The sequence below is a fragment of the Serratia sp. 14-2641 genome (assembly GCF_001692375.1).
Taxonomy (GTDB): domain Bacteria; phylum Pseudomonadota; class Gammaproteobacteria; order Enterobacterales; family Enterobacteriaceae; genus Chania; species Chania fonticola_C.
This window is the reverse complement of the sequence record NZ_LXKR01000077.1, coordinates 69,140-94,421: the sequence shown is the minus strand read 5'-3', so window position 1 is coordinate 94,421 and position 25,282 is coordinate 69,140. Positions and strand designations below refer to the sequence as shown.

At 53.3% G+C, this 25,282-nt stretch carries 21 protein-coding genes; 6 read left to right on the top strand and 15 right to left on the bottom strand.

The annotated features are described in order from the left end of the window. Positions 1-63: 63 nt before the first annotated feature. A complete protein-coding gene (locus A6U95_RS23955; RefSeq protein WP_021805422.1) occupies positions 64-918 on the top strand; it encodes a co-chaperone YbbN in 855 nt (284 codons plus the stop codon). A gap of 43 nt (positions 919-961) precedes the next feature. On the opposite strand, the gene A6U95_RS23950 is transcribed toward A6U95_RS23955, so the two are convergent. From A6U95_RS23950 to A6U95_RS23930, 5 genes are all read right to left on the bottom strand, one after another. Further along, positions 962-2,188 carry an MFS transporter gene (locus A6U95_RS23950; RefSeq protein ID WP_029711056.1) on the bottom strand — a complete coding sequence of 409 codons (1,227 nt, stop codon included), beginning with the start codon at positions 2,186-2,188 and terminating at the stop codon, positions 962-964. 43 nt (positions 2,189-2,231) lie between these two features. After that, on the bottom strand, positions 2,232-3,134 hold the full coding sequence (locus tag A6U95_RS23945; protein WP_024528439.1) for a carbamate kinase: 903 nt from the start codon (positions 3,132-3,134) through the stop codon (positions 2,232-2,234). A gap of 70 nt (positions 3,135-3,204) precedes the next feature. After that, on the bottom strand, positions 3,205-4,023 hold the full coding sequence (locus tag A6U95_RS23940; protein ID WP_065686309.1) for a DUF2877 domain-containing protein: 819 nt from the start codon (positions 4,021-4,023) through the stop codon (positions 3,205-3,207). A 43-nt stretch (positions 4,024-4,066) separates the two neighbouring features. After that, the gene (locus tag A6U95_RS23935) at positions 4,067-5,332 is read right to left on the bottom strand and encodes a DUF1116 domain-containing protein (RefSeq protein ID WP_024528437.1); all 1,266 of its coding nucleotides are present in this window, start codon (positions 5,330-5,332) and stop codon (positions 4,067-4,069) included. A gap of 9 nt (positions 5,333-5,341) precedes the next feature. Further along, positions 5,342-7,009: an acyl-CoA synthetase FdrA gene (locus A6U95_RS23930; RefSeq protein WP_065686308.1), complete on the bottom strand. Its 1,668-nt coding sequence runs from the start codon at positions 7,007-7,009 to the stop codon at positions 5,342-5,344. Positions 7,010-7,417: 408 nt separating this feature from the next. Here A6U95_RS23930 and allD point away from each other — a divergent pair, with 408 nt between their 5' ends. The 4 genes from allD to allE all read left to right on the top strand — a co-directional run bounded on the left by allD (position 7,418) and on the right by allE (position 11,939). Then, entirely contained in the window at positions 7,418-8,467 is a 1,050-nt protein-coding gene (allD, locus tag A6U95_RS23925; RefSeq protein ID WP_024486472.1) for an ureidoglycolate dehydrogenase, read from the top strand. A 120-nt stretch (positions 8,468-8,587) separates the two neighbouring features. Continuing rightward, on the top strand, positions 8,588-9,835 hold the full coding sequence (allC, locus tag A6U95_RS23920) for an allantoate deiminase (RefSeq protein WP_065686307.1): 1,248 nt from the start codon (positions 8,588-8,590) through the stop codon (positions 9,833-9,835). Further along, a complete protein-coding gene (locus A6U95_RS23915; protein ID WP_065686306.1) occupies positions 9,832-11,109 on the top strand; it encodes an MFS transporter in 1,278 nt (425 codons plus the stop codon). The genes allC and A6U95_RS23915 overlap by 4 nt, the downstream gene beginning before the upstream one ends. A 44-nt stretch (positions 11,110-11,153) precedes the next feature. Beyond that, positions 11,154-11,939 (top strand): (S)-ureidoglycine aminohydrolase, encoded by a 786-nt coding sequence (gene allE, locus A6U95_RS23910; RefSeq protein ID WP_065686305.1) that lies wholly within the window; start codon positions 11,154-11,156, stop codon positions 11,937-11,939. A gap of 550 nt (positions 11,940-12,489) precedes the next feature. Here allE and A6U95_RS23905 read toward each other — a convergent pair. From A6U95_RS23905 to A6U95_RS23865, 9 genes are all read right to left on the bottom strand, one after another. Next, a complete protein-coding gene (locus A6U95_RS23905; RefSeq protein WP_024528432.1) occupies positions 12,490-13,836 on the bottom strand; it encodes an MFS transporter in 1,347 nt (448 codons plus the stop codon). A 132-nt stretch (positions 13,837-13,968) separates the two neighbouring features. Further along, complete coding sequence (locus A6U95_RS23900; protein WP_065686304.1) at positions 13,969-15,276, bottom strand: uracil/xanthine transporter; 1,308 nt, start codon at positions 15,274-15,276, stop codon at positions 13,969-13,971. Positions 15,277-15,347: 71 nt separating this feature from the next. Continuing rightward, the gene (allB, locus tag A6U95_RS23895; RefSeq protein WP_024484433.1) at positions 15,348-16,709 is read right to left on the bottom strand and encodes an allantoinase AllB; all 1,362 of its coding nucleotides are present in this window, start codon (positions 16,707-16,709) and stop codon (positions 15,348-15,350) included. Positions 16,710-16,783: 74 nt separating this feature from the next. After that, positions 16,784-18,238: a putative allantoin permease gene (locus A6U95_RS23890; protein WP_024528430.1), complete on the bottom strand. Its 1,455-nt coding sequence runs from the start codon at positions 18,236-18,238 to the stop codon at positions 16,784-16,786. 204 nt (positions 18,239-18,442) lie between these two features. Continuing rightward, positions 18,443-19,324, bottom strand: a complete 882-nt coding sequence (gene glxR / locus A6U95_RS23885; protein WP_065686303.1) for a 2-hydroxy-3-oxopropionate reductase — start codon at positions 19,322-19,324, stop codon at positions 18,443-18,445. A 10-nt stretch (positions 19,325-19,334) separates the two neighbouring features. Then, on the bottom strand, positions 19,335-20,114 hold the full coding sequence (gene hyi / locus A6U95_RS23880) for a hydroxypyruvate isomerase (RefSeq protein ID WP_065686302.1): 780 nt from the start codon (positions 20,112-20,114) through the stop codon (positions 19,335-19,337). 11 nt (positions 20,115-20,125) lie between these two features. Beyond that, positions 20,126-21,907, bottom strand: a complete 1,782-nt coding sequence (gcl, locus tag A6U95_RS23875) for a glyoxylate carboligase (protein WP_065686301.1) — start codon at positions 21,905-21,907, stop codon at positions 20,126-20,128. A 134-nt stretch (positions 21,908-22,041) separates the two neighbouring features. Continuing rightward, entirely contained in the window at positions 22,042-22,857 is an 816-nt protein-coding gene (gene allR, locus A6U95_RS23870; RefSeq protein WP_024528426.1) for an HTH-type transcriptional repressor AllR, read from the bottom strand. A gap of 68 nt (positions 22,858-22,925) precedes the next feature. After that, the gene (locus A6U95_RS23865; RefSeq protein WP_065686476.1) at positions 22,926-23,417 is read right to left on the bottom strand and encodes an ureidoglycolate lyase; all 492 of its coding nucleotides are present in this window, start codon (positions 23,415-23,417) and stop codon (positions 22,926-22,928) included. Positions 23,418-23,759: 342 nt separating this feature from the next. On the opposite strand from A6U95_RS23865, the gene allS reads away from it, so the two are divergent. Then, positions 23,760-24,683: an HTH-type transcriptional activator AllS gene (gene allS, locus A6U95_RS23860; RefSeq protein ID WP_065686300.1), complete on the top strand. Its 924-nt coding sequence runs from the start codon at positions 23,760-23,762 to the stop codon at positions 24,681-24,683. A gap of 9 nt (positions 24,684-24,692) precedes the next feature. On the opposite strand, the gene A6U95_RS23855 is transcribed toward allS, so the two are convergent. Continuing rightward, positions 24,693-25,034 (bottom strand): hypothetical protein, encoded by a 342-nt coding sequence (locus tag A6U95_RS23855; protein ID WP_024528423.1) that lies wholly within the window; start codon positions 25,032-25,034, stop codon positions 24,693-24,695. Positions 25,035-25,282 lie beyond the last annotated feature (248 nt).

Sequence of the window (25,282 nt, the reverse complement as noted above, 5' to 3'; positions counted from 1 at the left end):
AGCGCGCCGCTTTGCCCCCATCTAGAATAGATTGGCTCCGCAAGATCAGATTAGAGAGAAACCATGCTAGCTCAAGCCGTTGTTGATATTAACGAAACTAACCTGCACCAAACGCTGGAACAGTCCATGTCCCAGCCGGTGCTGTTCTACTTCTGGTCGGATCGCAGCCAGCACTGTCTGCAACTCACCCCGATACTGGATAAACTGGCGGCGGAATACGCAGGTCAGTTCGTTCTGGCGAAGGTGGATTGCGATGCCGAGCAAGCGATCGCCGCCCAGTTTGGTCTGCGCTCCCTGCCAACCGTTTATCTGTTCAAGGATGGTCAGCCGGTTGATGGTTTCCAAGGGCCGCAGCCGGAAGAAATGATCCGCGAATTCCTGCAGCGTTTCCTGCCAAAAGCCGAAGACCTCAAGCTGGCAGAAGCCACTGAACTGTTGCAGGAAGACCGTGCTGCAGAGGCACTGCCTTTGCTGAAAGACGCCTGGAGCCTCAGCAATCAGCGCAGCGATATCGGCCTGACGCTGGCGGAAACCCAGATCGCCCTGAACAAGACGGATGATGCCGAAGCGGTGCTGGCGACCATCCCATTACAGGATCGCGATACCCGTTACCTCGGCCTGGTCGCGCAGATTGAGCTGATGAAGCAGGCCGCCGATACGCCGGAAATTCAGCAGTTGCAGCAGCAGGTTCAGCAACAGCCGGAAAACGTCGAACTTGCCGTGCAGCTAGCCTTGCAACTGCATCAGGTTGGCCGTAACGAAGAGGCGCTGGAATTGCTGATGGGTCATCTGAAAAAGGATTTGGCGGCGGCTAACGGTAGCGCCCGCAAGACCTTGATGGATATTCTGGCCGCACTGGGGACTGGCGATGCGCTGGCCGCCAAGTATCGCCGCCAGCTGTATTCACTGCTGTATTAATCGTACATGGGCGCAGCCGCACGGTTGCGCCCTGCATCAAACATCAAGCCTCCTGCGCCGGTTTCCCCTCTTTGACGAACAACATGGCGATAAAACCCACCACCGTGATCATCGCGGCAAAATAGAAGCCCGCATTCAACGTTCCCGTGCTGTCGGCAATGAAGCCGGTCACGTAAGGCGCAAAGATCGACGCCGCCATGCCAAAGAAGTTATACAGCCCGAAAGCGGTACTGAGCGCGGCACGAGGTGCGTTGTCTGCTACCAGGGCGATCAGTACCGGGTTGAGGCTGATTTTGCCGATAAACCCATACAGCACCAATACGCCAATCAACGCCGCTTCACTGGTGGAATAAACGATGCCGAAGATCGCCAACAGTGAGAAAGGCAGCATAAACAGCACCACCGGTTTTCTGCGGCCCAGCTTGTCGGAGATATAGCTGCAAATCAGCGTCCCGAGCACCGAGATCCACGGTACGATAGAGGCGATACTGGCTGCGTGCACAATATCCATGCCGCGTTCTTTTTGCAGATAATACGGCAGCCAGGTAATGATCACGAAGAAGCCATAGATCGAGCAAAAGATGGTGATGTAGGCCATCAGCAGGTTACGGTTTTTAAACAGATCCAGGAAACTGAATTCGCTCTTTGCTGCCGCCGCTACCGGAGCATCGCTGGCACTTTGCGGCGCTTTTTCCCGAATGAAAAACAGCATCAGCAGCGCCACAATCAATACCGGGACCGCCATCGCCAGGAACGGCATCTTCCACGAAGTATGAAAGTGTTCGATCATAAAGCTGGAAAGGTAATACCCCAGCGCGATACCGAACGACATCCCGCTGCCGATCACCGCACTGCCCAAGGTGATCCATTTCTTGGGGATGGCCTCGGATGAAAGCGCATACTGCGGGCCATAATAGACGCCTTGCGAAGCACCGGTCAGCATCCACAGCACGATGAAAATCAGAAAGTTGGATGAGATACTGACGGCAGCGATAAACAGCGCAAACAGCATAAAGCCGCTGACCAGAATGCGTTTTCTCCCCAAGCGGTCACCCAATAGCCCCGCAGGCACCTGTAAAATGGTGTAGGTCAGAAAGAACAGGCTGCTGATTAAGCCCAGATGGCTTTTTGACAGCCCGAACTCGGTTTGGATCTGCGGCATGATGGGGCTAAGTACCGAACGCCCGGCATAGATAACGACCCAGCCGAGGAAGAAGATCACTACGGTTTTAATCCAATAGGGCATTCGCTCTGTTTTTATAGTTTGCATATTCATTTTCCCTTGGTTGATGGGCCGCTCGGCCCATCCAGTATTACGGCGTAATTAATGTCCCTGCGGTGCCTGCCAGTACCGACTCGATATCTTGCAGGGCACCGATATGTGCCACCTTACCGCTGCGCTGCACAAAGCGGCTGACCGCCATGATTTTTGGCCCCATCGAACCATCGGCTACGGCCATCGGGGCCAGTTCTTTGGTGGTGGCAGAACGAATGGCTTTTTGCTGCGGGGTGCCCCAGTGCTGATACACCGCATCAGCATCAGTGAGGATCACCAGGTGATCGGCGTCCAGGGCTTCGGCCAGTAACGCAGAGGCCAGATCCTTGTCGATCACCGCTTCGCTACCGATCATTCCCTGTGCGCTGGCCACCATCGGAACACCGCCACCGCCGTTGCAAATCACGATGTGGTTTTTCGCCAGTAGCAGATTGATCGCTTCAATATCGATGATCTTTTTCGGTTCAGGGGAAGGCACCACCCGGCGCAGGTATTTCCCATCCAGCTTCATGCTCCAGCCATACTTTTTTTCCAGCTCGGCTTGCTGTTGCGGCTCATAAACCGGCCCGATAAATTTGCTGGGTTCCCGATACGCCGGATCTTCGCTGTCTACCAAGACGCGAGTCAGCAACGTGGACACCGGCTGAGCAGGATGGAACGCCCCTAGCTGCTGGGCCAGCATATAGCCGATCATGCCCTGGCTTTCCGCCACCAGAATATCCAGCGGATAAGGGGGAACATCGCGATAGGCCAGGTTTTGCAGCGCCAACAACCCCACTTGTGGGCCGTTACCGTGCACGATGGCGATGCGGTATTTCTTGGCCAGCTTGCCAATGGCATCGGCAATTAACGCAATGCTCTGATACTGATTCTCTGCAGATAACACCGCGCCACGCTTTAACAGGGCGTTGCCCCCCAAGGCAATAACTAACGTTTCCATTCAGGTACCCATTTTTCAAGTAATAGCAGCCCATACCGAACGGCATTCGGCATGGTTTTCCGCTGATAAATTAATAAAGACGATTGATTGCCATCGCGCCCAACCAGACGCCCAATAGCGTGTCCGCACCGGAAAAATGCCCGGTTGCCAACATGTCGTTGATGGCTGCGGGTAATTCTTGTGGTCTGAGTAAGGCGCGTGCCAGGAGTTGTACCGGGGTGGAGAAGATCCCCTGCTCGGCAAACTGCAAATAGTGGACGCTGACCAAGGTGGTCAACTGGCTTAAGGGTTGGCTGGCGGCAAAAAAGGACGACAACCTTGCGACATCCACGCGGCTATCGAGATGAGCCGCCAGCAACATGCCCAGCACCGTGTCATCATTGCTTGGCGTCAAGCCAGGGCCTTTGCCAAGCACGGCGCTCCAGTCTACTTTCTGCCCCAACAACCAGGCGGTAAAGTGCTGCCGTAGTTCGCGAATTTCCAGACAATGCGGCTGGTCAACGAGGTTGTCCAGGCGGCCAAACAGGCCGGTCTGGGCATCAACATCGGCCAGCGCGGTAGCCAATGGCGGCAACGCAATTTCTCCGCTCACCTTCAGACAGAGATCCAAGCACCTCCCCTGGCGGTAGATGGCAATATCCTCCAGTTCGATCCCCGCCGGTGAAAGCTGGCAATGCTGGGCCGCAGGCAGGCTGTCAAAGATTTCGTCGAAGTCATCGTCGCCAATTTCCCAGCCCATTGGGCTAAGCCCACGCCCTTCACGGTGCAACGTCAGTAGCCGATCGTTAGGCGAGAGGAAGTTGATGGCATTGTTGAAACGCCCCACGCAGCGTAACGGGCCGTAATCTTGCGTGGCATAGCGGCTAATGGCTAACGCGGTGATGTCCATAACTTGCTCCCTAGCCCGGAGTCTCCTCCGGGCTAACCGGTTGTTACGCGCTGATACCCAGCTTTTCTGCCAGTGCTTCGATGGCTTTTTCAAAGCAGCCCAATGGAGCACGCACGGTACCGGCACCAATCTGCCCAACCCCGGCTTCACGGTGGGCAATCCCAGTGTTGATCAACGGAGTAATGCCGGTTTCCACCACCCGGCGGGCGTCCAGCCCCAGGCAAGCGCCCTGGAAGTCCCAGGTTGGGATTTGCAGCATCATGTTGCGTTCCAGGTAAATCTCGGCCATCTCTTCGGAGATATCGGTCGCGGCACTCATGCCACCGGCGGCACCGACAAAGCGTGTCACACCAGGCGCGGCGACCATGGCCGCACCGCCAATGCCGAAGGTTTCGGTAATGGCGCTGTCGCCAATATCCGGGTTGGCGTCAGCCTGGCTATAGCCGGAGAAGAACAGGCCTTCCGGCGTATTGACCGGCGCGGTAAACCATTGGTCGCCCATGCCGCTGATCTTGACGCCAAAGTTTTTGCCGTTACGGGTCATCACCGTCACGATGGTGCCTTGCTTAATCTCGGCCCCGGCGTCCATGGCCGCCTTGCAATAGGCCATCGCCAGGTTGAGGAAGAACTGATCGGTGATGCTGAGGAATTGCATGACCTTGGCCAGCTCAACGTTGTCCCGCTCAAGCAGGCTGATTTTAGGGGCTAACAAACGCATCAGCAGCGCCGACGCCGCGATATTACGCTGGTGGAACTCGTCCCCCATGGTGATGGCCTGGGCCATAACGGCGGTGAGGTCAATCCCCTCATCAAAGGTGGCAAGCACCTCTTTCAGTACCGGTGCCAGTGAGTCACGCATCCAGCGCAGGCGCGCCTGCACGTCTGGCCCATAGGCACCAAAGCGCATCACCTTACCGATCCCTTCGTTCAGGTTGCAGTAGGCATGGTTACCATGAACGGTGTTTTTCACCACCACCAGCGGCATATGCGCCGAGGTGATGCCCCCCATCGGGCCAACGGCACTGACGTTATGGCAAGGGATGAATTCAATCTCACCATTTTCCAGCAGTGCCAGCGCCTGCTGCTCACTTTCAGCCCACTGTTCAAACAGGCATGCCCCAATGCAGGCACCGCGTACCGGGCCACTCATTTCCGCCCAGGTCACCGGCGGCCCGGCATGCAGCAGTTTTCTCCCCTGCGCCAACTGCGGGATCAGGTTTTTCGCTAAATCAACATCCTGCCAATGAGGGCGGGCTTCACGGATCCTGGCGATAACGGCAGCGTTTGCTTGTTCAATAGTTGCGGTCATATCAATCCCTTACTTTAAATTTTTCAGTATGTTAGCCAATCGTTGATTACCACCGGCCACCGGGGCCCATTGGTAATGCACCACTGAAATTTCGTTGGTTTGCAGATCGTCGGCAAAGCTACGCAAGCCTGCATTGATCACGGAAACACCAGCCAGCATGGCGGGTGCTGGTTCGTTAGTACCCAGCGCTGGAGGGGCGATTAACTGGCAGGCCAGCGCTACCGCTTCAGGCAGCGAATTCATCACGGCAATGCCCGCCTCGGTGAGCGTGGCAATCTGTTTGGAGCGCTGCTGGGGGTCTTGTTCGGTGCCTGTCACCGTGGCGATAACTGCCAACGGATGGGCCGCACCACGTTTTTCGCGTACGCGTTTGACTTCGGTAGCCAAGGAATCTGCGGGATCTTCCTGCGCGCCATAGCCAATCACCACATCCAGCAGCAACACGCCAATCTGCGGCTGCTGAGCAAGGCGAGCGATTTCCTGATTACGGGTGGACGGATCGATCATCGGGTGTGGTTTGCCCTGGGTGTAGAAATCGTCCCCCATATCGATAATGCGGTGTCCGTCGGCGTTGAGCATTGAGCCGTGCTGATGCTTGCTGTCGGCCTCCACGCCCAGCCGATCGGCCAGCAACATGGCGCATTCCGCCGCCAGCGTGCCACCGGCGTACAGGCCGGATATTTTGCCACCGCATACCGCAGGTTGCTGTGCGGCCATTTGCTGCACGTTTGCCAACATCGCAGCCAGGCGGGCGGCTTCATCCAACGTCGCGGCGAAGGTGATATTCCCCTCTTGTTTCGCAGGCGCTTTAGCTCCCAGGAACAAAGCGACCACCGGTTTGCCAAGGGTCTTCATCTCACCGATAACCCGTTGACGTACCGCTTCGGCCGGAGGCTTGGAGACAAACGCCAACACCTGGCTTTGCGGATCGGCCGCCAACATTCGCAGTGCGCTGATAGCGCTGATACCACCGATTTCGGCAGTTAAATCACGCCCGCCCAAGCCAATGGCGTGAGAGATGCCTTGCCCAGCCAGGGTAATTTGTGAGGTCAGCTCCTGGATACCCGTTCCCGAGGCGCCAATGATGCCGATCATGCCTTTGGGCGCCACGTTGGCAAAGGCCAGCGGTGCCCCGGCAATATTGGCCGTGCCACAGTCTGGCCCCATCACGATCAGGCCCTTGTCACGCGCCTTGGTTTTTAGCGCCACTTCCTGCTCAACGCTGACGTTGTCGGAAAACATCATCACGTTGCAGCCATCGTCCAGTGCCTGATCGGCCAGCTGCGCGGCATATTCCCCCGCAATGGAGATCAGCACCATATTGGCATCCGGCAACTTCTGCCGCGCCATACGCCAACTGCGTGCCTTGAGCAGGCGTTTACCGCCCTGCTGCCCCTGGGCAATGGCTTTCAACGCCAGGTCTAACGCTTCACCGATCTGTGTGGTGATGCTGTCATCGGCAGATTCCGCCTTGATCGCCACGCAAATATCATTGGGGGTCGCTTCACTGAATTGCGGATGCCAGAAACCGGTCGCTTCAAGTAAGGATTTATTGGCCGGAGTCCCCATCATGACCGATATTTCTTCGACGTTGGGTGATTCGCTGAGCTTACGGGAAATTAGCATCAGGCTGACGGAATCCTGAAAGCTCCCTTTTTTTATAAAAGCATGGATCATAGTGATATCCTTAAAACAGCATGTGAACTTCGCAATGGGCGTTCTCAGATATTTTTAGTAACCTATTTATTTCAGACCCCATATTCTTATTGGCCAAGCTACAAATAAAACCCATTGACGAAGGTGAGTCTCATCACACTTTGCCCATTGTTAGAAAAAATCATCAAGTCCGGCGGGGATTAATTGAATTCAATCGTCAGAAAGACGGCGCTTTGTTAAAAATAATCTAACAATGGTAATGCCATTCAACGAAAATTTAAGCCAATAAAATAATAGCCGTCTGGATCACATTATTCCCTTGCTATGTTTATACAGTAGGAGACAGAGATAGTTTTAATAAACCGTGTACCCGTCGTCTTTCAAGCTGCAGCTTGAAATCCATAGGGTATATCAATGGAAGGACTGTCAATGAAAGTCTCTAAGCAGCAACTGCATCAACTGATTCAAAATAAAATTCATTCTGCAGGCCTAAGCCAGGAACACGCCGGGATTGTCGCGGACGTTTTGGTCCATGCAGATGCGCGCGGGATCCATTCCCATGGCGCGGTGAGGGTGGAATATTATTCTGAACGCATCAGCAAAGGCGGCACCAATAACGACCCGCATTTCACCTTTGAAAAAACCGGCCCTTGCAGCGCAGTTTTTGATGGCGACAACGGTGCCGGACATGTCGCAGCCAAGCTGGGTATGGACCACGCCATCGAAATGGCGAAAGAGAACGGCGTAGCGGTGGTAGGCGTTCGCCGCATCGGCCACAGTGGCGCGCTGTCTTACTTTGTGCAACAGGCCGCCCATGCGGGCATGATTGGCATCTCAGTGTGTCAGTCGGATCCGATGGTCGTCCCTTATGGCGGTGCAGAGGTCTATTACGGCACCAACCCTATCGCTTTCTCGGCACCGGCCGAAGGCGACGACATCATGACCTTCGATATGGCCACTACGGTTCAAGCCTGGGGCAAGGTGCTGGATGCTCGCTCACGCAACGTGCCAATCCCGGATACCTGGGCGGTAGACAGCGAAGGCAATAACACCACCGATCCTTTCGCCGTCAGCGGGCTGTTGCCTATCGCCGGGCCAAAAGGTTACGGCCTGATGATGATGGTCGATATTCTATCCGGCGTGTTGCTTGGCCTGCCGTTCGGTAAACACGTCAGCTCGATGTATCACGACTTAAGCGCAGGCCGGGAGTTGGGCCAGTTGCATATCGTGCTCAACCCAAGCTATTTCACCAACGAAGTGACCTTCCGTAAACATATCAGCCAGGTAATGAGAGAACTGAACGAAATCAAACCGGCACCTGGCGTGAAACAAGTGCTCTATCCTGGCCAGGGTAGCCATATGCGTGAAATAGAAAATGAAAAGAATGGCATCGATATTGTTGACGACATTTATCAATACCTGATTTCTGACGATATTTACCAGCGTTCCTACGACCATAAAGATCCGTTTGCCAGTTAATCGTCAGATTAATTAAATCAGGCGGAGAAAAGCTATTTTCGCCGCCATTTTCCTTATCAACCCTCCCGACAAAGCTGAGTTGGCGCATGTCTCAGGGACGTTACAAGCAGGCAGATAAATATGAAGAATTTCCAACAAGAAATTAGTGAAACTTCTGGCTGGTTATCCAAGATCGGGGCAGATCCCAGCGGCGGCATGACGCGCTTGCTGTATACCCCTGAGTGGGTGGAAGCCCAACAGGCGCTGAAGCAGGCTTTTGAAACCGCCGGTCTGGCGACCTCTTTTGATGCCGTCGGCAATTTATCCGGCCGCCTGCAGGGCAGCAAATATCCCGATCAGGTGATCCTTTCTGGCTCGCATATCGATACGGTCGTCAACGGCGGTAACCTTGATGGTCAGTTTGGTATCGAAGCCGCCTATCTGGCGATCAAACATCTGAAAGAAACCTACGGTGCGCCGTTGCGCACGCTGGAAGTCATCTCGCTGGCCGAGGAGGAAGGCAGCCGTTTCCCTTACGTTTTCTGGGGCAGTAAAAACATTATCGGTTCCGCTCGCCCGGAAGAAGTCAAAAGCATCTGTGATGCCAAAGGCGTGAATTTCGTTGACGCCATGCATAGCGCAGGCTTTGACTTCCGCCCGCAAGACCAGCCACTGCGCAAAGATATCGCCGCCTTCGTTGAACTGCATATCGAGCAGGGCAAAGTGTTGGAGACCGAAGGAAAAACCATTGGTGTGGTCACCAGCATCGTCGGCCAGCGCCGCTACGATATCAAACTCAAGGGCGAGGCCAACCACGCGGGCACCACGCCAATGGGTTACCGTAAGGACACCGTTTATGCCTTCAGCCGGATCTGCTGCGAATCCATCGCCAAGGCCAAAGCGGAAGGCGACCCGCTGGTGCTGACCTTTGGCAAGGTCGAGCCCAAGCCTAACACCGTCAACGTCGTGCCCGGATTCACTCATTTCACCCTGGATTGCCGCCACACCGACAAAGCGACGCTGCTGCGTTTTACCCAAGAGATCGAAGCCGATATTCAGCGCATCTGTGCCGAAATGGGCATTGAGGTCGAGATCGACCTGTGGATGGATGAAACGCCGATCCCCATGGACAAACAGCTACTGGCCTGCGTCAGCCACCTGTGTGAAAGCCATAAGCTGAACTACCGCATGATCCACAGCGGTGCTGGCCATGACTCACAGATTTTTGCCCCGCACGTGCCGACGGTGATGATGTTTGTGCCAAGCATTGCCGGTATCAGCCATAACCCGGCGGAAAAAACCGAACTGCCCGACCTGGCCGAAGGGGTGAAAATTCTGGCGCATACCTTATACCAACTGGCCTATACCGAGCAGGGAGCCCGCCTATGAGCAACAGCAAAACCTCCTCCAACACCGGATTTGATCCGCTGTATTGGAAAAAAATCGTGGTGGTCCTGTGCCTGGGCTGGGCGGTGATCTGGATTTACCGCACGGTACTGACACCGATCTTCCCTGAGATCCAAGCGACCATCGGCTCGCATTCCAACGCCGAGATGGGCCTGATCGCCAGCTTCTACTTCTTTGCCTATACCGGGATGCAAATCCCGGCCGGGATCCTGGTGGATAAGTTCGGCAAGAAGGTGGTGCTGATCCCAGGTTTTTGCCTGTTCATCATCGCCACCTTACTGATCGGCAACGCCACCAGCCTGACCATGATCTACGCCGGTAGCCTGCTGGCCGGAATGGGCTGTGGCTCTTACTACGGCTCGGCCTACTCGTTGTCATCAGAAAATATTCCGTTGGAACGCCGTGGTTTGGCCACCGCCATTATCAACAGCGGCTCTGCGCTGGGGATGGCCATTGGCCTGATCGCCTCCAGCCTGCTGGTGAAAAGCATGGGGATGGACTGGCAAATCATGCTGTTTATCATCACCGGCTTGCTGGTGGTAATGACGGTGGTGTTCTTCCTGGTGATCAAAGGGGGCTCCTATACCGCCTCTCTGGCCGCCAGCCCGGCTGCCTCCGCGGCCACTCCAGTGGAAGAGACCGAGGAAGCCAGTGGGTTGTTCAGCCTGCGGATGATTTCCGCCTACGTGATGTATTTCGCCACCTGCTATGGCTACTACATGATCGTGACCTGGCTGCCTTCCTTCCTGCAACAGGAACGTGGGTTCGAAGGCGTGGCCATCGGCTTCTCCGCCGCGCTGGTGGCTTTTGCCTCCGTTCCAGGGGCGCTGTTCTTCAGCCGCATGTCTGACCGTTTCCGCGCCAAGAAAGTGCAGTTGATCATCTTCTTGCAAATCTGTGCCGCAGTGACGCTGGTCTGCACCGTGATCTCACCGGACTCTACCACTCTGCTGGTCAGCCTGATCCTTTACGGCCTGCTCGGTAAGCTGGCAGTGGATCCAATCATGATCTCCTTCGTTGCAGATAACGCTCCGAAGAAAGGCTACGGCACCAGCTTTGGCGTGTTTAACTTTTTCGGCATGTCCTCTTCGGTGATTGCTCCATTCCTCACCGGGGTGATCTCCGACAGCACCGGCTCCAAGGTGATGGGCTTCTATATCTCGGCCGCCATCCTGCTGATCGGCACCGTGATCTTCTTTACCGTCAACGTGTTGATGAAGCAGAAAAACAATCGCCAAACGGCGGCACAGGCATAATTTTTGTTGTAGGGCTACGGCCCTGACTAATCAGGAGAATTAACGTGGGTTATATCAATAATCAGATTGGCTATCCAAAAGATATCCTAGCTTCGCGCTCCATTATCAAACGCGACAACTATGCCGTGATCCCACCGGATGGCCTGGTGCGTAACATCATTCCAGGCTTTGAGAACTGCGACGTTACCATTCTTGCCACCCCGAAACTGGGCGCCACTTTTGTCGATTATCTGGTGACACTGCATGATGGCGGCCGTAACCAGCAAGGCTTTGGCGGTGAGAATATTGAAACCTTGGTCTACGTTATCGAAGGCAACATCACCGCGTCAGCCGACAGCACCGATTATCCACTCACCACGGGCGGCTATCTGTATTGCCCTGCCGGTGTGATGCTGCGCCTGGAGAACACCAACGGCGGAAAACCAAGCCAGCTGTTCCTCTACAAGCGTGTCTACAACCGCATCAAGGGCTATGAAGCCCACGTGGTGAGCAACAACGTCAACAAGCTGGAAAGAATTCACTATGAAGGCATGAGTGATGTGATCCTGCAAGATCTGCTGCCGAAGGATCTGGGGTTCGATATGAACATCCATATCCTCTCCTTCAAGCCAGGCGCCAGCCATGGCTATATCGAGACTCACGTGCAGGAACATGGTGCTTATATTCTCAGCGGTGCTGGGATGTACAACCTGGATAACGAGTGGATCCCGGTCAAGAAAGGGGATTACATCTTTATGGCTGCCTATGTTCCGCAAGCCGGCTATGCGGTGGGCCAGGAAGAGTTCAGCTATATCTACTCGAAAGACTGCAACCGCGACGTCGACTTCTAAACCCGCCTAAAGGCCACGCTCTAAGTAGTGTGGCCTAATTGATTAAAGCAGAGTCTTCTTACTCATTCAGCAATCAATATTTCCCCTCACCCCAACCCTCTCCCACAGGGAGAGGGTGCCAGTTCAGCGCAACATTCAAGTGTAGAAGCCCATCGGTAAGACAAAGACTTTAATACGCTGGATTCAATCTATGGATTCGATACGCTGATGTTAATCGGTAACACGTTGCCAATCCTTAATTAAGGATCCCGGCAAAGGCATTAATACGATGGATTCAATCTATCGATTCGATACGCTGGAGTTAATACGTGGCACATTCGGTCCCCTCTCCCTGTGGGAGAGGGTTAGGGTGAGGGGCCAACACTGAGTCACCTGTTATTCATTCCACCCTACTCCACTTTTAATATCGCCACCATAACGTTCCCCTCTTCATCATTAACCAATAAAAAAACCATACCCTCAGCCAATGAAATAGATCACCACATAGGCAGAGAAAGCATGGTTTTTTATCAATCGGAGCAATTATCAATAACTGAACTTCTATTGACTATTATTTATTAACCAGTTTTGCCGGAACGCTATAGGTCAGTATAGCCCCCAGTATCATCATACTGGATAGCACACACATCGCGACTAGATTACTCTCCGTGGTGTTTTTAAAGTAACCAATAATATAAGGAGAAATAAAGCCACCTATATTGGCAATCGAGTTAATTAGCGCTATCCCAGCAGCAGCACAGGTACCGGTAAAGATAGCATTTGGCAAACTCCAGAACAGCGGTGAAGGGACCAGGCTGGAGGCGACAGCAATACATAATGCCACCATCACGATGACTTTATTGTCTGGGAACAGGCCGATAAAAATCAACGAAACCGCAGCAATACAGAAAGGAACAATGATATGCCAACGCCTTTCTCGATGTTTGTCAGAGCTGCGTGCAGCCATTAGCATAGCGACAACGGCCAGCATATACGGCAGCATGGTCAGCAAACCGATATCCATTACCGAGCTTACCCCCGTATCACGGATCATGGTTGGCACCCAGAAGGCCAATCCCCCTTGCCCCATCACCGTACAGAAACAGATCAACCACATTTTAGTGAAAGCAGAAGACTTCAGCATGGTCTTCATTGTCCACTCCTGCGCTGCACCATCAGCACCTATCTTTTTCGATGTTCCCTGCACCATATCTTGGGTGATCATCTCTTTTTCTTGTGGACTGAGCCATTTAGCACTCTGATAGGTATTATCCAGGAAGAAGAAAATGACGACCGCAATCAATAATGCACGCGGACCACTGATAAAGAATAACCATTGCCAGCCGGACAGCTCGAACATGCCATTCATGTTTTCAATAATCCAACCGCAAAGTGGCCCACCGATGATATTACTCACCGGTATCCCGCAAACAAACAGCGCCGTCATTTTTGCCCGCTGGCTTGAAGGGAACCACAGTGTCAGATAGAGGATCACCCCCGGATAAAAACCGGCTTCGGCTAACCCCAGCAGGAATCGTGCCAGATAAAACTGTGTGGGATTGGTAATGAAGATACTCAGCATTGAAATCGTGCCCCATACCAACATCAACAGGGCGATGACCTTCCGCGCACCATACTTACTCAGTAAGATATTACTTGGCACACCGGCGATAATATAACCAATAAAGAATACACCGGCACCGAGGCCATAAACCGCCTCCGCCATCGACACATTACCTTGCAGAATATCTGGCATCATCTGGAATTTTGAAAATGATATCCCAACACGATCAAGATAACCGACGATATAGCTAATCAGTAATATCGGCATAATTCGCCAGGCTATTTTACGGTAGAGTTTAGCCTTGTCGGGACTGGCCAGAATAGCTTGATCAATCGCAGCATTATTGGTCGCCATATCGGATCTCCTTGGTTGGCATCCTGCTATTTTCAGATTTTATTTCAGTGTCATTGGATTAACTCGCCCTGATTATCAAAGACAGGGCGGTGGGAATTTAAACAATATTGATTAATAGCTGTATTATAAATGCTAGCGTGGTTTCACCTTATCCCACGGAATACTATTCTCAACCAACACCGCCAGCAGTACGCCAATCAACAGGCCATTGCTGAATAGCGGCCTGATGGTGATCGGCACCCCCTGCCAAAAGGAGGAAGGCATACTCATCAGGAATACGCCCAAAAACAGCGGTAGCGCCAGCCGATAAATGTTGCGGCTATTCAGTTCGATCTTGTTGATAAACAGCACCGAGGAGAACAGCAAGGGCAGATAAGAGGCCAGCATGACGGCACTGCTGACCGTGAGCGGAATACTGCAGAAGAATTGCGCAAGCGGCGTCAACATCCCCACCAGCAGGAATACCACGCTACCGATAATAAACGAGCGCTGGCTGCTGTCTTGCGTCTGGGTCAGCAGGCCAATGGAAGAGACAAAAGGCGAGAAAGGCACCACGCCCAGTGGAGCAGCCAGGCAGGTCAGCCCACCTGAAACCATAAAGCTACGCCGGAACAGGCTTCTGCCCGCCGGGCCGTCCGCATAAAAAATATCGGTGCCACGAATGGCGGCAAAGTTATTCGACACGTTGACCAAACCGGTCAGGACGGCGCTGATCACAATCCCCCAATGCAATTCCTGCGGCCACCCGAGTGGGAACAGTACCCAATCGCTGCCCGTGAGCGGCTCACCGGTAGGTGCAAACCACCAGCTGTAAACGCCCCAGCCAACCAGAGTGCCGATTAACAACGCATATTTGCCGATCGCCCGCGGTAAAAAGGCAATAATGGCGATAATCAGCAGCAACACCGTCAATGCCCAGTAAAAGGCCGGATAGTTAATGGTCACGATGCCGGTATAAACGCCAAAAGGTAACCCCAGCATCCCTTTCATGAAGATGGTGATTAACTGCGCCCCCAGCAAAAACATAAACGTGGCCATCACCGCCGGACGGAACAGCCGTGCCAGGCGGAACCCCAAACCGCTAGCCCCAATAAGAATGGTCAAGATGCCAGAGATCAGGATCCCCACCGCAAGGCTGCCACCAATTTCTGGCAGCGGCGTACCGTTGGCCGCTTCCGCCAGGGTCAGGGTTAAGATGGTCACCCACCACAGGCCTGTTGGCCCTTCCATAATGGCTCGTCGATGGCCCAAAAATACCTGTGCCAGGCAGGCCAGCGCCGTTGAGATAAAGGTATATTGGGTAATACAAAAGGTCACACCGGCAGAGAGGTTGAATGCCGATTGCAGGGTAGGCGGGATCACTACCGTATTGCAGAAAATGAAAAAGAACCACTGCAAACCCGATAACCAACTGCTTCGACTGGCACATAACCCGTTCATGGGTGCTTCCTTCATATCCACTATCCCATCATTCACGCGCCCGCCCGGTGACGGGCGCTGATTAACTAGCGTTATTGCTGATGTTTAAGCACAAATTTACCGATCGGACGAACGCCAAAACCCGCCTTGAGATCGTAAATCACTTCGCCACGCAGGATGGTTTTGGCGACCCTTGCGTTGATTTTCCGCCCCACATAAGGGCTGACCTTATGGCGATACTCGAGATCGCCGGTTGCCAGTACGTAGCTGCTGTTGGGCTGAATGAACACCAGGTCGGCATCTTTCCCTACAGCAATGCGCCCCTTGTGCTTCAAACCAAAAATATCGGCGGCGTTGGTCGCCATCAATTTGGCAAACACCGGCAGCGACATGCCCCTTTTCTGCACCGCTTCATCGAACATGATATCGACGCAGTTTTGTATCCCGGCGATCCCGCCCCAGGCCTGCATGATATTGCCCGCTTTCATATCCGGTGGGCATGGCGAGTGGTCGGACACCAGGCAGTCAATCTCACCGTTAAACAGCTTATCCCACAGCCCTTTTTGGTTCTGCGCATCGCGGATCGGCGGTGAACACTTGGCCAAGGTGCCTATTTCCTCAAACTGGTCGGTATCCAGCACGAAGTAGTGCGGGCAGGACTCACAGGTGACCTGTTGCCCTTCCAGACGAGCGCGAGTCACTTCCGCCACCCCTTCTGGGCTACTGACGTGGCATATGTGCAAACGGCAACCCGCGACCTTGGCCAGATACAGCACCCGGCGGATCGCTTCAACCTCGGTGAATACCGGGCGAGAGGCGACATAATCGTGCGCCGTTACGCGCCCTTCCGCCTTGGCCTCTTCCCCCAACGCATCGCAAATCAGGGCGTTTTCGGCGTGCACCGCCACTAACTGATCCAGCTTGGCTAAGGTCTGCAAACCTTTGAAGTATTCGAAGTCATTCACGTCGCGGAAGTCATTGCTGACGCTGCGATCGCCGCAGGTCGCTACAAAGCATTTATAGGCCACCACGCCAATCTCATCGAGTTCATGCAGCCGATCCAGATTGTAGGAAACCAGGCCACCAAACTGGGCCGCATCGATGGTGAGCTTGCCTTCTGCCGCCGAGAACTTCATTTCTATCGAGGCTCTGTCCACCGTGGCTGGCAGTTGGTTCAGCGGCATTTCGACCATGGTGGTGATACCGCCCTTGGCCGCAGCACGCGTACCGGTTTCATACCCTTCCCAATGAGTACGGCCCGGCTCGGACATATGCGCATGGGCATCGATCATGCCCGGTGCCACCACCATTCCGCTGGCATCAATCTCCGTTTTGGCGCCGGTAAGACCATTGCCGATGGCGGCTATCTTGCCCTCTTTAACCGCAATATCAGTAATGATGGCATCATGTTCTAAAACAACCTTACCGTTCTTGATAATTAAATCGTATGACATGGTCATGCTCCTTCGTGAAATTAAAGTATCATATTATTACGCTTAGGGTTATTTACTTCTTTATCATATTCACTTCAGGTATATTCTTGCCGATTAACCACTGTTCTACTTTTGAGTAGCGCATATAAACAGAATGCGCTGATAACGCCAACAAACCAGGAAACCCGTGATAAAGGTTCGAGTATCTCAATGAACTTACCGCCCAATGACAGCAACACAGCAAACAGCGTTACAATAAACGCTACGCTGTTAAAGCCGTTATCGTAGTATTTATAATTACCGGGTTCGATATATAAGGTATCAAGGTCGATCTCACTGCGCATCACGATGAAATAATGCGCCATCATCACGCCGATCACCGGCCCTAAAATTCCGCCGATCACATCAAGGAACAGATAGATGCTTTCCTGATTCTCCATCAGTTTCCACGGGCAGATAATCAGGCTGATGATGCTGGCAATCACCACGCCATTTTTATAGGTGAGTTTTTTCGGGGCGATAGCGGCAATTTGGTAACCCGCAGGTATGATGTTACCGGTCGCATTGGTTGAGATAGTCGTCATCAGGATCACCAGCACCGCAAACACCGAGGCGAAAATACTGTCCCATTTTTGTACGATATCCAGCACGTTCCAGGTATCAACGCCGTAATGAATGCTGGCCCCGGCCAGGATACAGACGCTGGCGACGGCAAACAGCAGATAGCCAACCACCAATCCCAGCGTTTGCCCCCAGGCCTGCTGGCGGAAACTGCTGGCGTTCTGGGTAAAGTCCGAGGCGCTGACCGCCGGAGCGGCCCATACCGCCACCACCGCATTGATCACCACCAAAAACATGAAGCCGCCATTGTTAGTCGTTATAGCATTGGCCGGAACATAAGCGATGATGTTGTCCAGGCCAGCGATGGAAATAGCCCAAATGGCCATGCCGCCAAACACCACGTAGATGCAGGGGTTGAGGATCGCGGTAAACTTGTTGAGAATGCTGCCGCCTCCCAGGCCGATGGCCACGTTAACCGCCCAGAAAATCAGGAAGGCAATCAGCCCAGGCAGGCCGATCCCCAACAGGTTGAAATCCCCGCCCAAGGTCAAAAACTGTGGCCACAGTTTGCCAATCAGGATCAGGAAGGCCAGCGAGCCTGCGTAACACTGCAAGCCAAACCACATGATGGCGGCCACGCAACCTCTGAGGATCCCAGGAAACAACGCGCCACGCACGCCATAAGAAGCACGTAGGATCATGGCAAAAGGAATACCGTATTTCGAACCGGCAGCGCCGTTCATCACCATCACAAAGGCAATAATAAAGGCGCTGAGAATAATGGCGGCCATAATGCTTAAGGTGGAAAGCCCCAGAATAAAGAAGCCCCCGACGGCTACATAGTTGGGTACGTTATGTACCGAACCCATCCACAAGGTAAAATAGTTAATTCCCTTCCAGGTTTTCTTATCCGCTTCTTTGGGTAATAGGTCCTCATGATAGCCGCGCCGTTGGTAAATCTCTCTCTGCTTATTGCTAATAGATTCCATGACAGGTCCTTCTTATATTAAATAAGAAAATAGCGTAGGGTGTTTTTGTTTATTATCATTACAACAAACTGATGTTCTAATCTTTATATTAGTCAAATACCAATACGGCCAAGACAGACAGGAATATAACCATTAAACAACTAGACGATAACCAGAATCCAAGTTGCAGGCGAAAGGCACCTGCAACTTGTTAAGCCTTACTCTTTAGCCAGCCACTTTATGGTTAGCCATAATTTCCAACGCCTGTACCAACGCGGAATGGTCGAGATCTTTGGCACCATTGGCCGCACAGAGGTTGAACAGCTCTTGGCAACTGGCAGTATTAGGCAAACTGAGCGCCAACGACTTCGCACCCTGTAACGCCAGATTGAGATCCTTTTGATGCAGGGAGATACGGAAGCCCGGCTCAAATGTCCGTTTGATCATCCGCTCACCGTGCACTTCCAGAATGCGCGATGAGGCAAAACCGCCCATCAGCGCTTCACGGACCCGAGCCGGATCGGCACCCGCTTTGGAAGCAAATATCAGCGCTTCGGAAACCGCTTCAATCGTCAGAGCCACAATAATCTGGTTGGCAACCTTGCAGGTCTGGCCGTCGCCATTGCCACCGACCAGCGTAATGTTTTTCCCCATCAGGGCCAGCAACGGTTTTACCCGCCCAAATACACCTTCGTCACCGCCGACCATAATGGTCAAGCTACCCTGCTTGGCCCCCACTTCACCACCAGATACCGGCGCGTCCAGATAATCGGCGCCCAGTTGGTTAATGCGTTTGGCAAACTCCTTCGTCTCCAGCGGCGAGATAGAACTCATATCTACCAGGATCTTGTTTTTGAGCGGTGCTTCGGCACAGCCATTGGCCGCAAATAACACCTCTTCCACCTGCGGCGTATCAGGCACCATAATAAAAATAACGTCAGCCTGCTCGGCCACCTGCTTGGGAGTAGCACAGGCGATGGCCCCTTTTTCCACCAGCTCCTGCGGAACCTGATGCAAAGTGTTGGCATACAGCTGATGGCCGCCTGCGATCAGCTTTTCAGCCATTGGCGTGCCCATGATCCCTAAACCAATAAAGCCTACTTTCATGATATGTCCCTCAATGTTGATATTGCTTAATCCATGACAGGCCGGCCGCCGTCGTGGTCGCTGGTTTGTATTCACAGCCGATCCAACCGCGATAGCCCATCTTGTCCAGCGCGCGGAATAGATAGTCGTAATTGATTTCCCCGGTTCCTGGCTCATGGCGCCCCGGATTATCGGCAACCTGGATATGCGCGATTTTCTGCAACAGCGTTTCCATGGTGTGGGCCAGTTCGCCCTCCATGCGCTGCATGTGGTAGATATCGTATTGAATAAACAGGTTAGGACTCGCGACCCAATCCATCAGCTCCAACGCCTGACGAGTGGTTTGCAGATAGAAAGCGGGCATATCGTATTTATTGATCGGTTCAACCAACAGACGGATATTGGCCTTGGCCAACTCCCTTGCCGCATAGCTCAGGTTAGCGACCACAATCTCATCGGTCTTATGTTGGGCGACGGATTTATCCGGGTTCCCGATCAGGCAGTTGATCTGCGCACAGCCCAGCGCACGGGCATATTCCACCGCCAGACCTACGCCATCACGAAACTCGGCCTCGCGCCCAGGCAGGCAAGCGATACCACGCTCACCCGCAGCCCAATCCCCGGCAGGCAGGTTTTGTAATACCTGCGTGAGTTGATTCTCTTCCAGTGCGCCCCTCAACGCCTGCACGGAATAATCGTAGGGAAACATATATTCAATCGCCGTGAATCCCTGCTCTTTGGCGCAGCGAAAACGCTGCATAAAATCGACTTCATTAAACAACATCGATAAGTTGGCTGAAAACTTCGGCATGAGCCTGCTCCTTACTGATAGTTGAAGTAACTGACCGAGGTCGGCGCATCTTCTGGCGACTCGGCAACGGGTTCGAATTCAGTGACGTTATCCAGCTCTGTCCCCATCGAGATATTGGTGACCCGCTCGAGGATAATCTCCACCACCACCGGAACCTGATGCAGACGCATCAACTCTTGCGCCTGCTGGAAGGCCGGAGCGATTTCCTCAGGCTTAACGACGCGGATCGCTTTACATCCCAGCCCTTCGACTACCTTGACATGATCGACACCGTATTCGCCCCCTTCCGGGTTGTTGATGTTTTCATAGGACAGCTGGACGCAGTAATCCATATCGAAACCGCGCTGAGACTGACGGATCAACCCCAGATAGGCGTTGTTGACCACCACGTGGATATACGGCAGCTTGAACTGCGCGCCAACGGCCAACTCTTCGATCATGAACTGGAAGTCGTAGTCACCCGACAGCGCGATCACTTTGCGCTGCGGATCGGCGGCACAGACGCCCAAAGCAGAAGGAAGAGTCCAACCTAATGGGCCCGCCTGCCCGGCATTAATCCAATGGCGCGGTTTGAACACGTGCAGCATCTGCGCCGCCGCGATCTGCGAAAGCCCGATGGTGGTGACGTAGCAGGCATCACGCCCGAACGCCCGGTTCATCTCTTCGTAAACGCGCTGAGGTTTGATGGGCACGTTGTCGAAATGGGTTTTACGCAGCAGAGTTTGTTTGCGCTGGAGGCAGGTTTCCACCCACTGTGAACGATCCGGCAGCAGCCCTTGATCCGCACGTTCACGAGCTCTTGCCACTAACATTTGCAGGGCGATTTTGGCATCGGAAACAATGCCCAGATCCGGGCAGATCACGCGGCCAAGCTGGGTCGGTTCGATATCAATGTGGATCACCTTACGCCCGGCGGTGTATTTATCTACCGAACCGGTATGGCGGTTAGCCCAGCGGTTGCCGATGCCAAACACCAGATCCGAATCCAGCAGGTTGGCGTTACCGTAACGGTGTGAGGTTTGTAATCCGGCCATCCCTGCCATCAACGGATGATCGTCCGGGATACAGCCCCAGCCCATCAGCGTTGGGATCACCGGTACGTTGCAGGTCTCCGCCAGCTCTTGCAACAGGTCGGCCGCATCCGCGTTGAAGATCCCGCCACCGGCGATGAACAACGGTTTGCTTGCGGCACACAGCATGTCCAGGGCTTTGTCGATCTGCGCATCAGTGGCCGCCGGTTTGTAAGCCCCCAGCGAGGAGTAGGTGTCCGGATCAAACTCAATCTCGGCCATCTGCACGTCATAAGGCAAGTCGATCAGCACCGGGCCAGGGCGGCCAGAGCGCATCAAGTGGAAAGCCTGCTGCAACACGCGGGGCACCAGTGCCGGTTCCATGACCGTCACTGCCATTTTGGTCACCGGCTTGGCGATCGATTCAATATCTACCGCCTGAAAATCTTCCTTATGCAAACGCGCCCGGGGAGCTTGGCCAGTGATGCATAAAATGGGAATGGAATCGGCAGAGGCGGAGTAAAGTGCGGTGATCATGTCCGTTCCCGCTGGCCCCGAAGTCCCGAGACACACCCCGATATTGCCGGGTTTGGCCCTGGTGTAACCTTCCGCCATGTGGGAAGCGCCTTCAACATGACGCGCCAGATAGTGTTTGATGCCGCCGTGTTGACGCATCGCGTTATAGAAAGGATTGATCGCCGCGCCAGGCACGCCGAATGCGGTGTTCACGCCTTCCTTTGCCAACACGTACATTGCCGCATCTACTGCTCGCATAATTGCCATCTAAACGTTCTCCTAAATATTTGGAAAAATTTTCCAAAACTGAAGTAGGTTCAAAAAAACCCGTTTAGTAATAAACGGGGAGGTCACCTCATCCTGCAGCCGCGATCGCGGCTACAGGTTTTGCTTTAAACGTGCTATTTCTTGCTGCGCGACTCACCTAGCGCGGTACTGATGTCGTTGGCTACGTCACGCACCAACTCCCCCAGATCCTTGAAACGATCGCTGCTAACGCGCGAACTGGGCCCTGAAATGGAGATGGCCGCAATGACGTTGTTGTTACGGTCAAAAATCGCCGAAGCCAGGCAATTCAGGCCAAGGGCATGCTCTTCAGCATCAACGGTATAGCCCTGCGCCTGCGATTGCGCTAAATCCTTACGTAATAGATTTACGCTGGTCAGGGTCTTCGGGGTAAACGAGTGCAGCCCCGAACGTACGCACAAATCCAGCATCTCCTCTTCCGCTAGCGGATACAGCAGCGCTTTCCCCGCCCCGGATGCGTGCAGCGGTAAGCGGCTGCCAAGTGGCGCGCACATCCGCACCATCGCCTGGCACTCACATTGACGGATCAGCACGGCGTCAAAGTTATTCCTGATGGCCAGATTGGCAGTTTCGCCGGATAGCAACATCAGCCGCCGCATGTAAGGCCCCGCCACCGAAACCACATCCCGGTCATTCATATAGGCCGCACCGACGGTAAACGACTGGATGCCGATATGCCACCAGCCAAGCTGGGGATCCTGAAAAACGAATTCCGATTTCTCTAATACTTTCAATAATCTGAAAGTCGTTGATAGTGGTAATTCCAACTTCTCGGATAGCACGGAAACGGATGAACTTCCTCCGGCATTGGCCAGAAATTGCAGGATCTCCAACCCACGATCCAACGCCTGCGCGCCTTTCGTCGCCCCTGCTTCTGTCGTTGGTCTTCCCTTTCTGCGTACTTCGTTCATTCAGGCTTTCCTTATTTAGCTCAAGGTTTCTCCGCTATAATAAACAGCCTATGCGCTTGGGGACAGCGCTATCCAAGCACAACCCGGTAAGTCTCTGGCAATGTTTTGACAATACAGTTGTCGGCACCGCCACGATCGACCGTGAAAAAGTCGGTGATCGCACCGTAGGCAAACAGCGGGTGGTGCCATACATTGCGGTGATAATTCACCCCTTGCTTACCGTTGGTGATAAAGGCGCGCAAAGTATGTAACGGAATTTCGTCCCCTTCTCCGGCTTCAGCAACAATCACCACGAAACGTTCCCCCTTCATAGGCATAAAAGCCTGTGAAGACAAAGGATGTTTCTCCAACACTGAGAACTCCAACGGAAGATCACAAGGCTCAGAACGGTTGATGCTGACCAGCACCCGATGATCGTCGGCCACTTCTACATTGGCAAGATCATGATATCGTTCTGTTTTACCACCATTAATATGGAAAAAGGGCGCCCCCTCGATCTGCAATACATTCCCATAGGGTGCAAAGGCTTCAGGCGTTAACTCAACGGCAATCAGGTCCATCAGTTTCTCCAGGATCGTTTCAAAAAGGAACATTACTGAATGGGTTCACTCTAGACAGGTCGCCTGAAATTTAAAAGTTATTATTGGAAAAATTTTCCACAATACGATCTGCTGCACATTTTCTGTGCCACATTGAAAATATTTCATTAAAAATCAGCATATTAAAAAACACACCGCAACGATACAGTTCGTTAACAGAGCTGTTACTTTCAGCAGAGGAAGGGTAATAAAACGTGAGCGCGATCACGGGAAGCCGTTTTATGACTAACCCAAGGCAACTAAGGTAAGTAAATTCTTTTGCAACACTAGGAGAATGATGGCCGCACCGGTTAAGGAATCGATATGCTGGATCACGAAACAATTCGATCGTTTATCAAAGTCGCGGAATGCCAGAGTTTTTCCCGCGCCGCCGAATTACTGCACAAAACCACTGCCACCATCAGTTACCGCATCAAAACGTTGGAAGAAAGCATCGGCACCCAGCTATTTATCCGCACCACCCGCAGCGTCAACCTGACCCCCGCAGGTGAATACCTGCTGGAACGTTGCCGCCAATGGCACAACTGGCTCGACTCCATGCCCGATGAGCTACGCCAGATCAATGACGGCGTGGAGCATCAGGTCAATATCGTGATCAACAACCTGCTGTACAACCCGCTAAGCGTCGCCCGGCTGTTGGCCTACCTGCAACAGCGTTATCCCTTCACCCAGTTTCATATTTCGCGTCAGGTGTATATGGGGGTATGGGATTCGTTGTTGCACGGGGATTTTCAGCTGGCCATTGGCACCACCGGCTCTGAATCACTGGCTAATGACGTCAGCGTCTTGAAATTGGGGGGGATCAGTTGGGCCTTTGTGGTCACGCCAGATCATCCGCTTGCCGCCTGCCAGGACACGGCACTGCACGAAGATCGGCTGCGCAGCTACCCGGCGATCAACGTGGAAGATACTTCGCGCAACCTGACCAAACGCGTTGCCTGGCTGCTACCCGGCCAAAAAGAGATCAAGGTGCCAGACCTGCGCAGTAAACTCGAATGCCATCTGCAGGGGCTAGGCGTTGGGTTCTTGCCGAAAAATCTTTGCCAACCCTATCTGGATAGCGGCCAGTTGATCACCCGTGACGTCGTCAATCAGCGGCAACCGTCACCGCTCTCCCTGGCCTGGCGTAACGACTGTGGTAAAGCCGTGGAAGAAATTGTCACGCTGTTCCAACGGCGCGATGAACGCATCACCGGCTTTCTGCAAGGTATTGATTTACCAGCTTAGCACGCGATTTTATCGCTTCTGGGCCGCCACCTGGGCCCGGAGTTTCTTAATCGGCGGTGACGGCTCACGCTTCAGGACGTGCAGAAATTCATACGCCTTGTCATTGGTCGCGTACTCTGCTGGCACGCCAAAGTCCTGGATCATCATCCAGCGCTGGAACAGCTCCGGATCGGACTCTTTGATAAACCACAGCATTTTGACCGCAGTCGTGGCGATGGCCGGGATTGCAGTTACCGTGCCATTGACCCATTTATTCAGGGTGCTGCGCTGCACCCCCAAGAGTATGCACAGTGCAGGTTGCTCAATGCCTAATCGTTCCAGATAGCTTTTAAACTCTGCTTGATTATCCACCCTGCGATTTCCTCTTACTCTCTACAGACATGCCGCAGTTTAGCACATAAATTCCGTCCCCCACAGCTACGTAAATTCCGACACAGAGTTAACTTAACTCAAATTAAGGAGCTATTAGCTACATGTAAATAGCTTTTGAGATCTGTTCTCAGTAGCTGACAAAAATTGACATTAATCAACAGAATGGTTAAAACGTGATGCTTGTCTAAGAATATTCTGTAGCATCAGTTCGGTAAATCAACAAACCA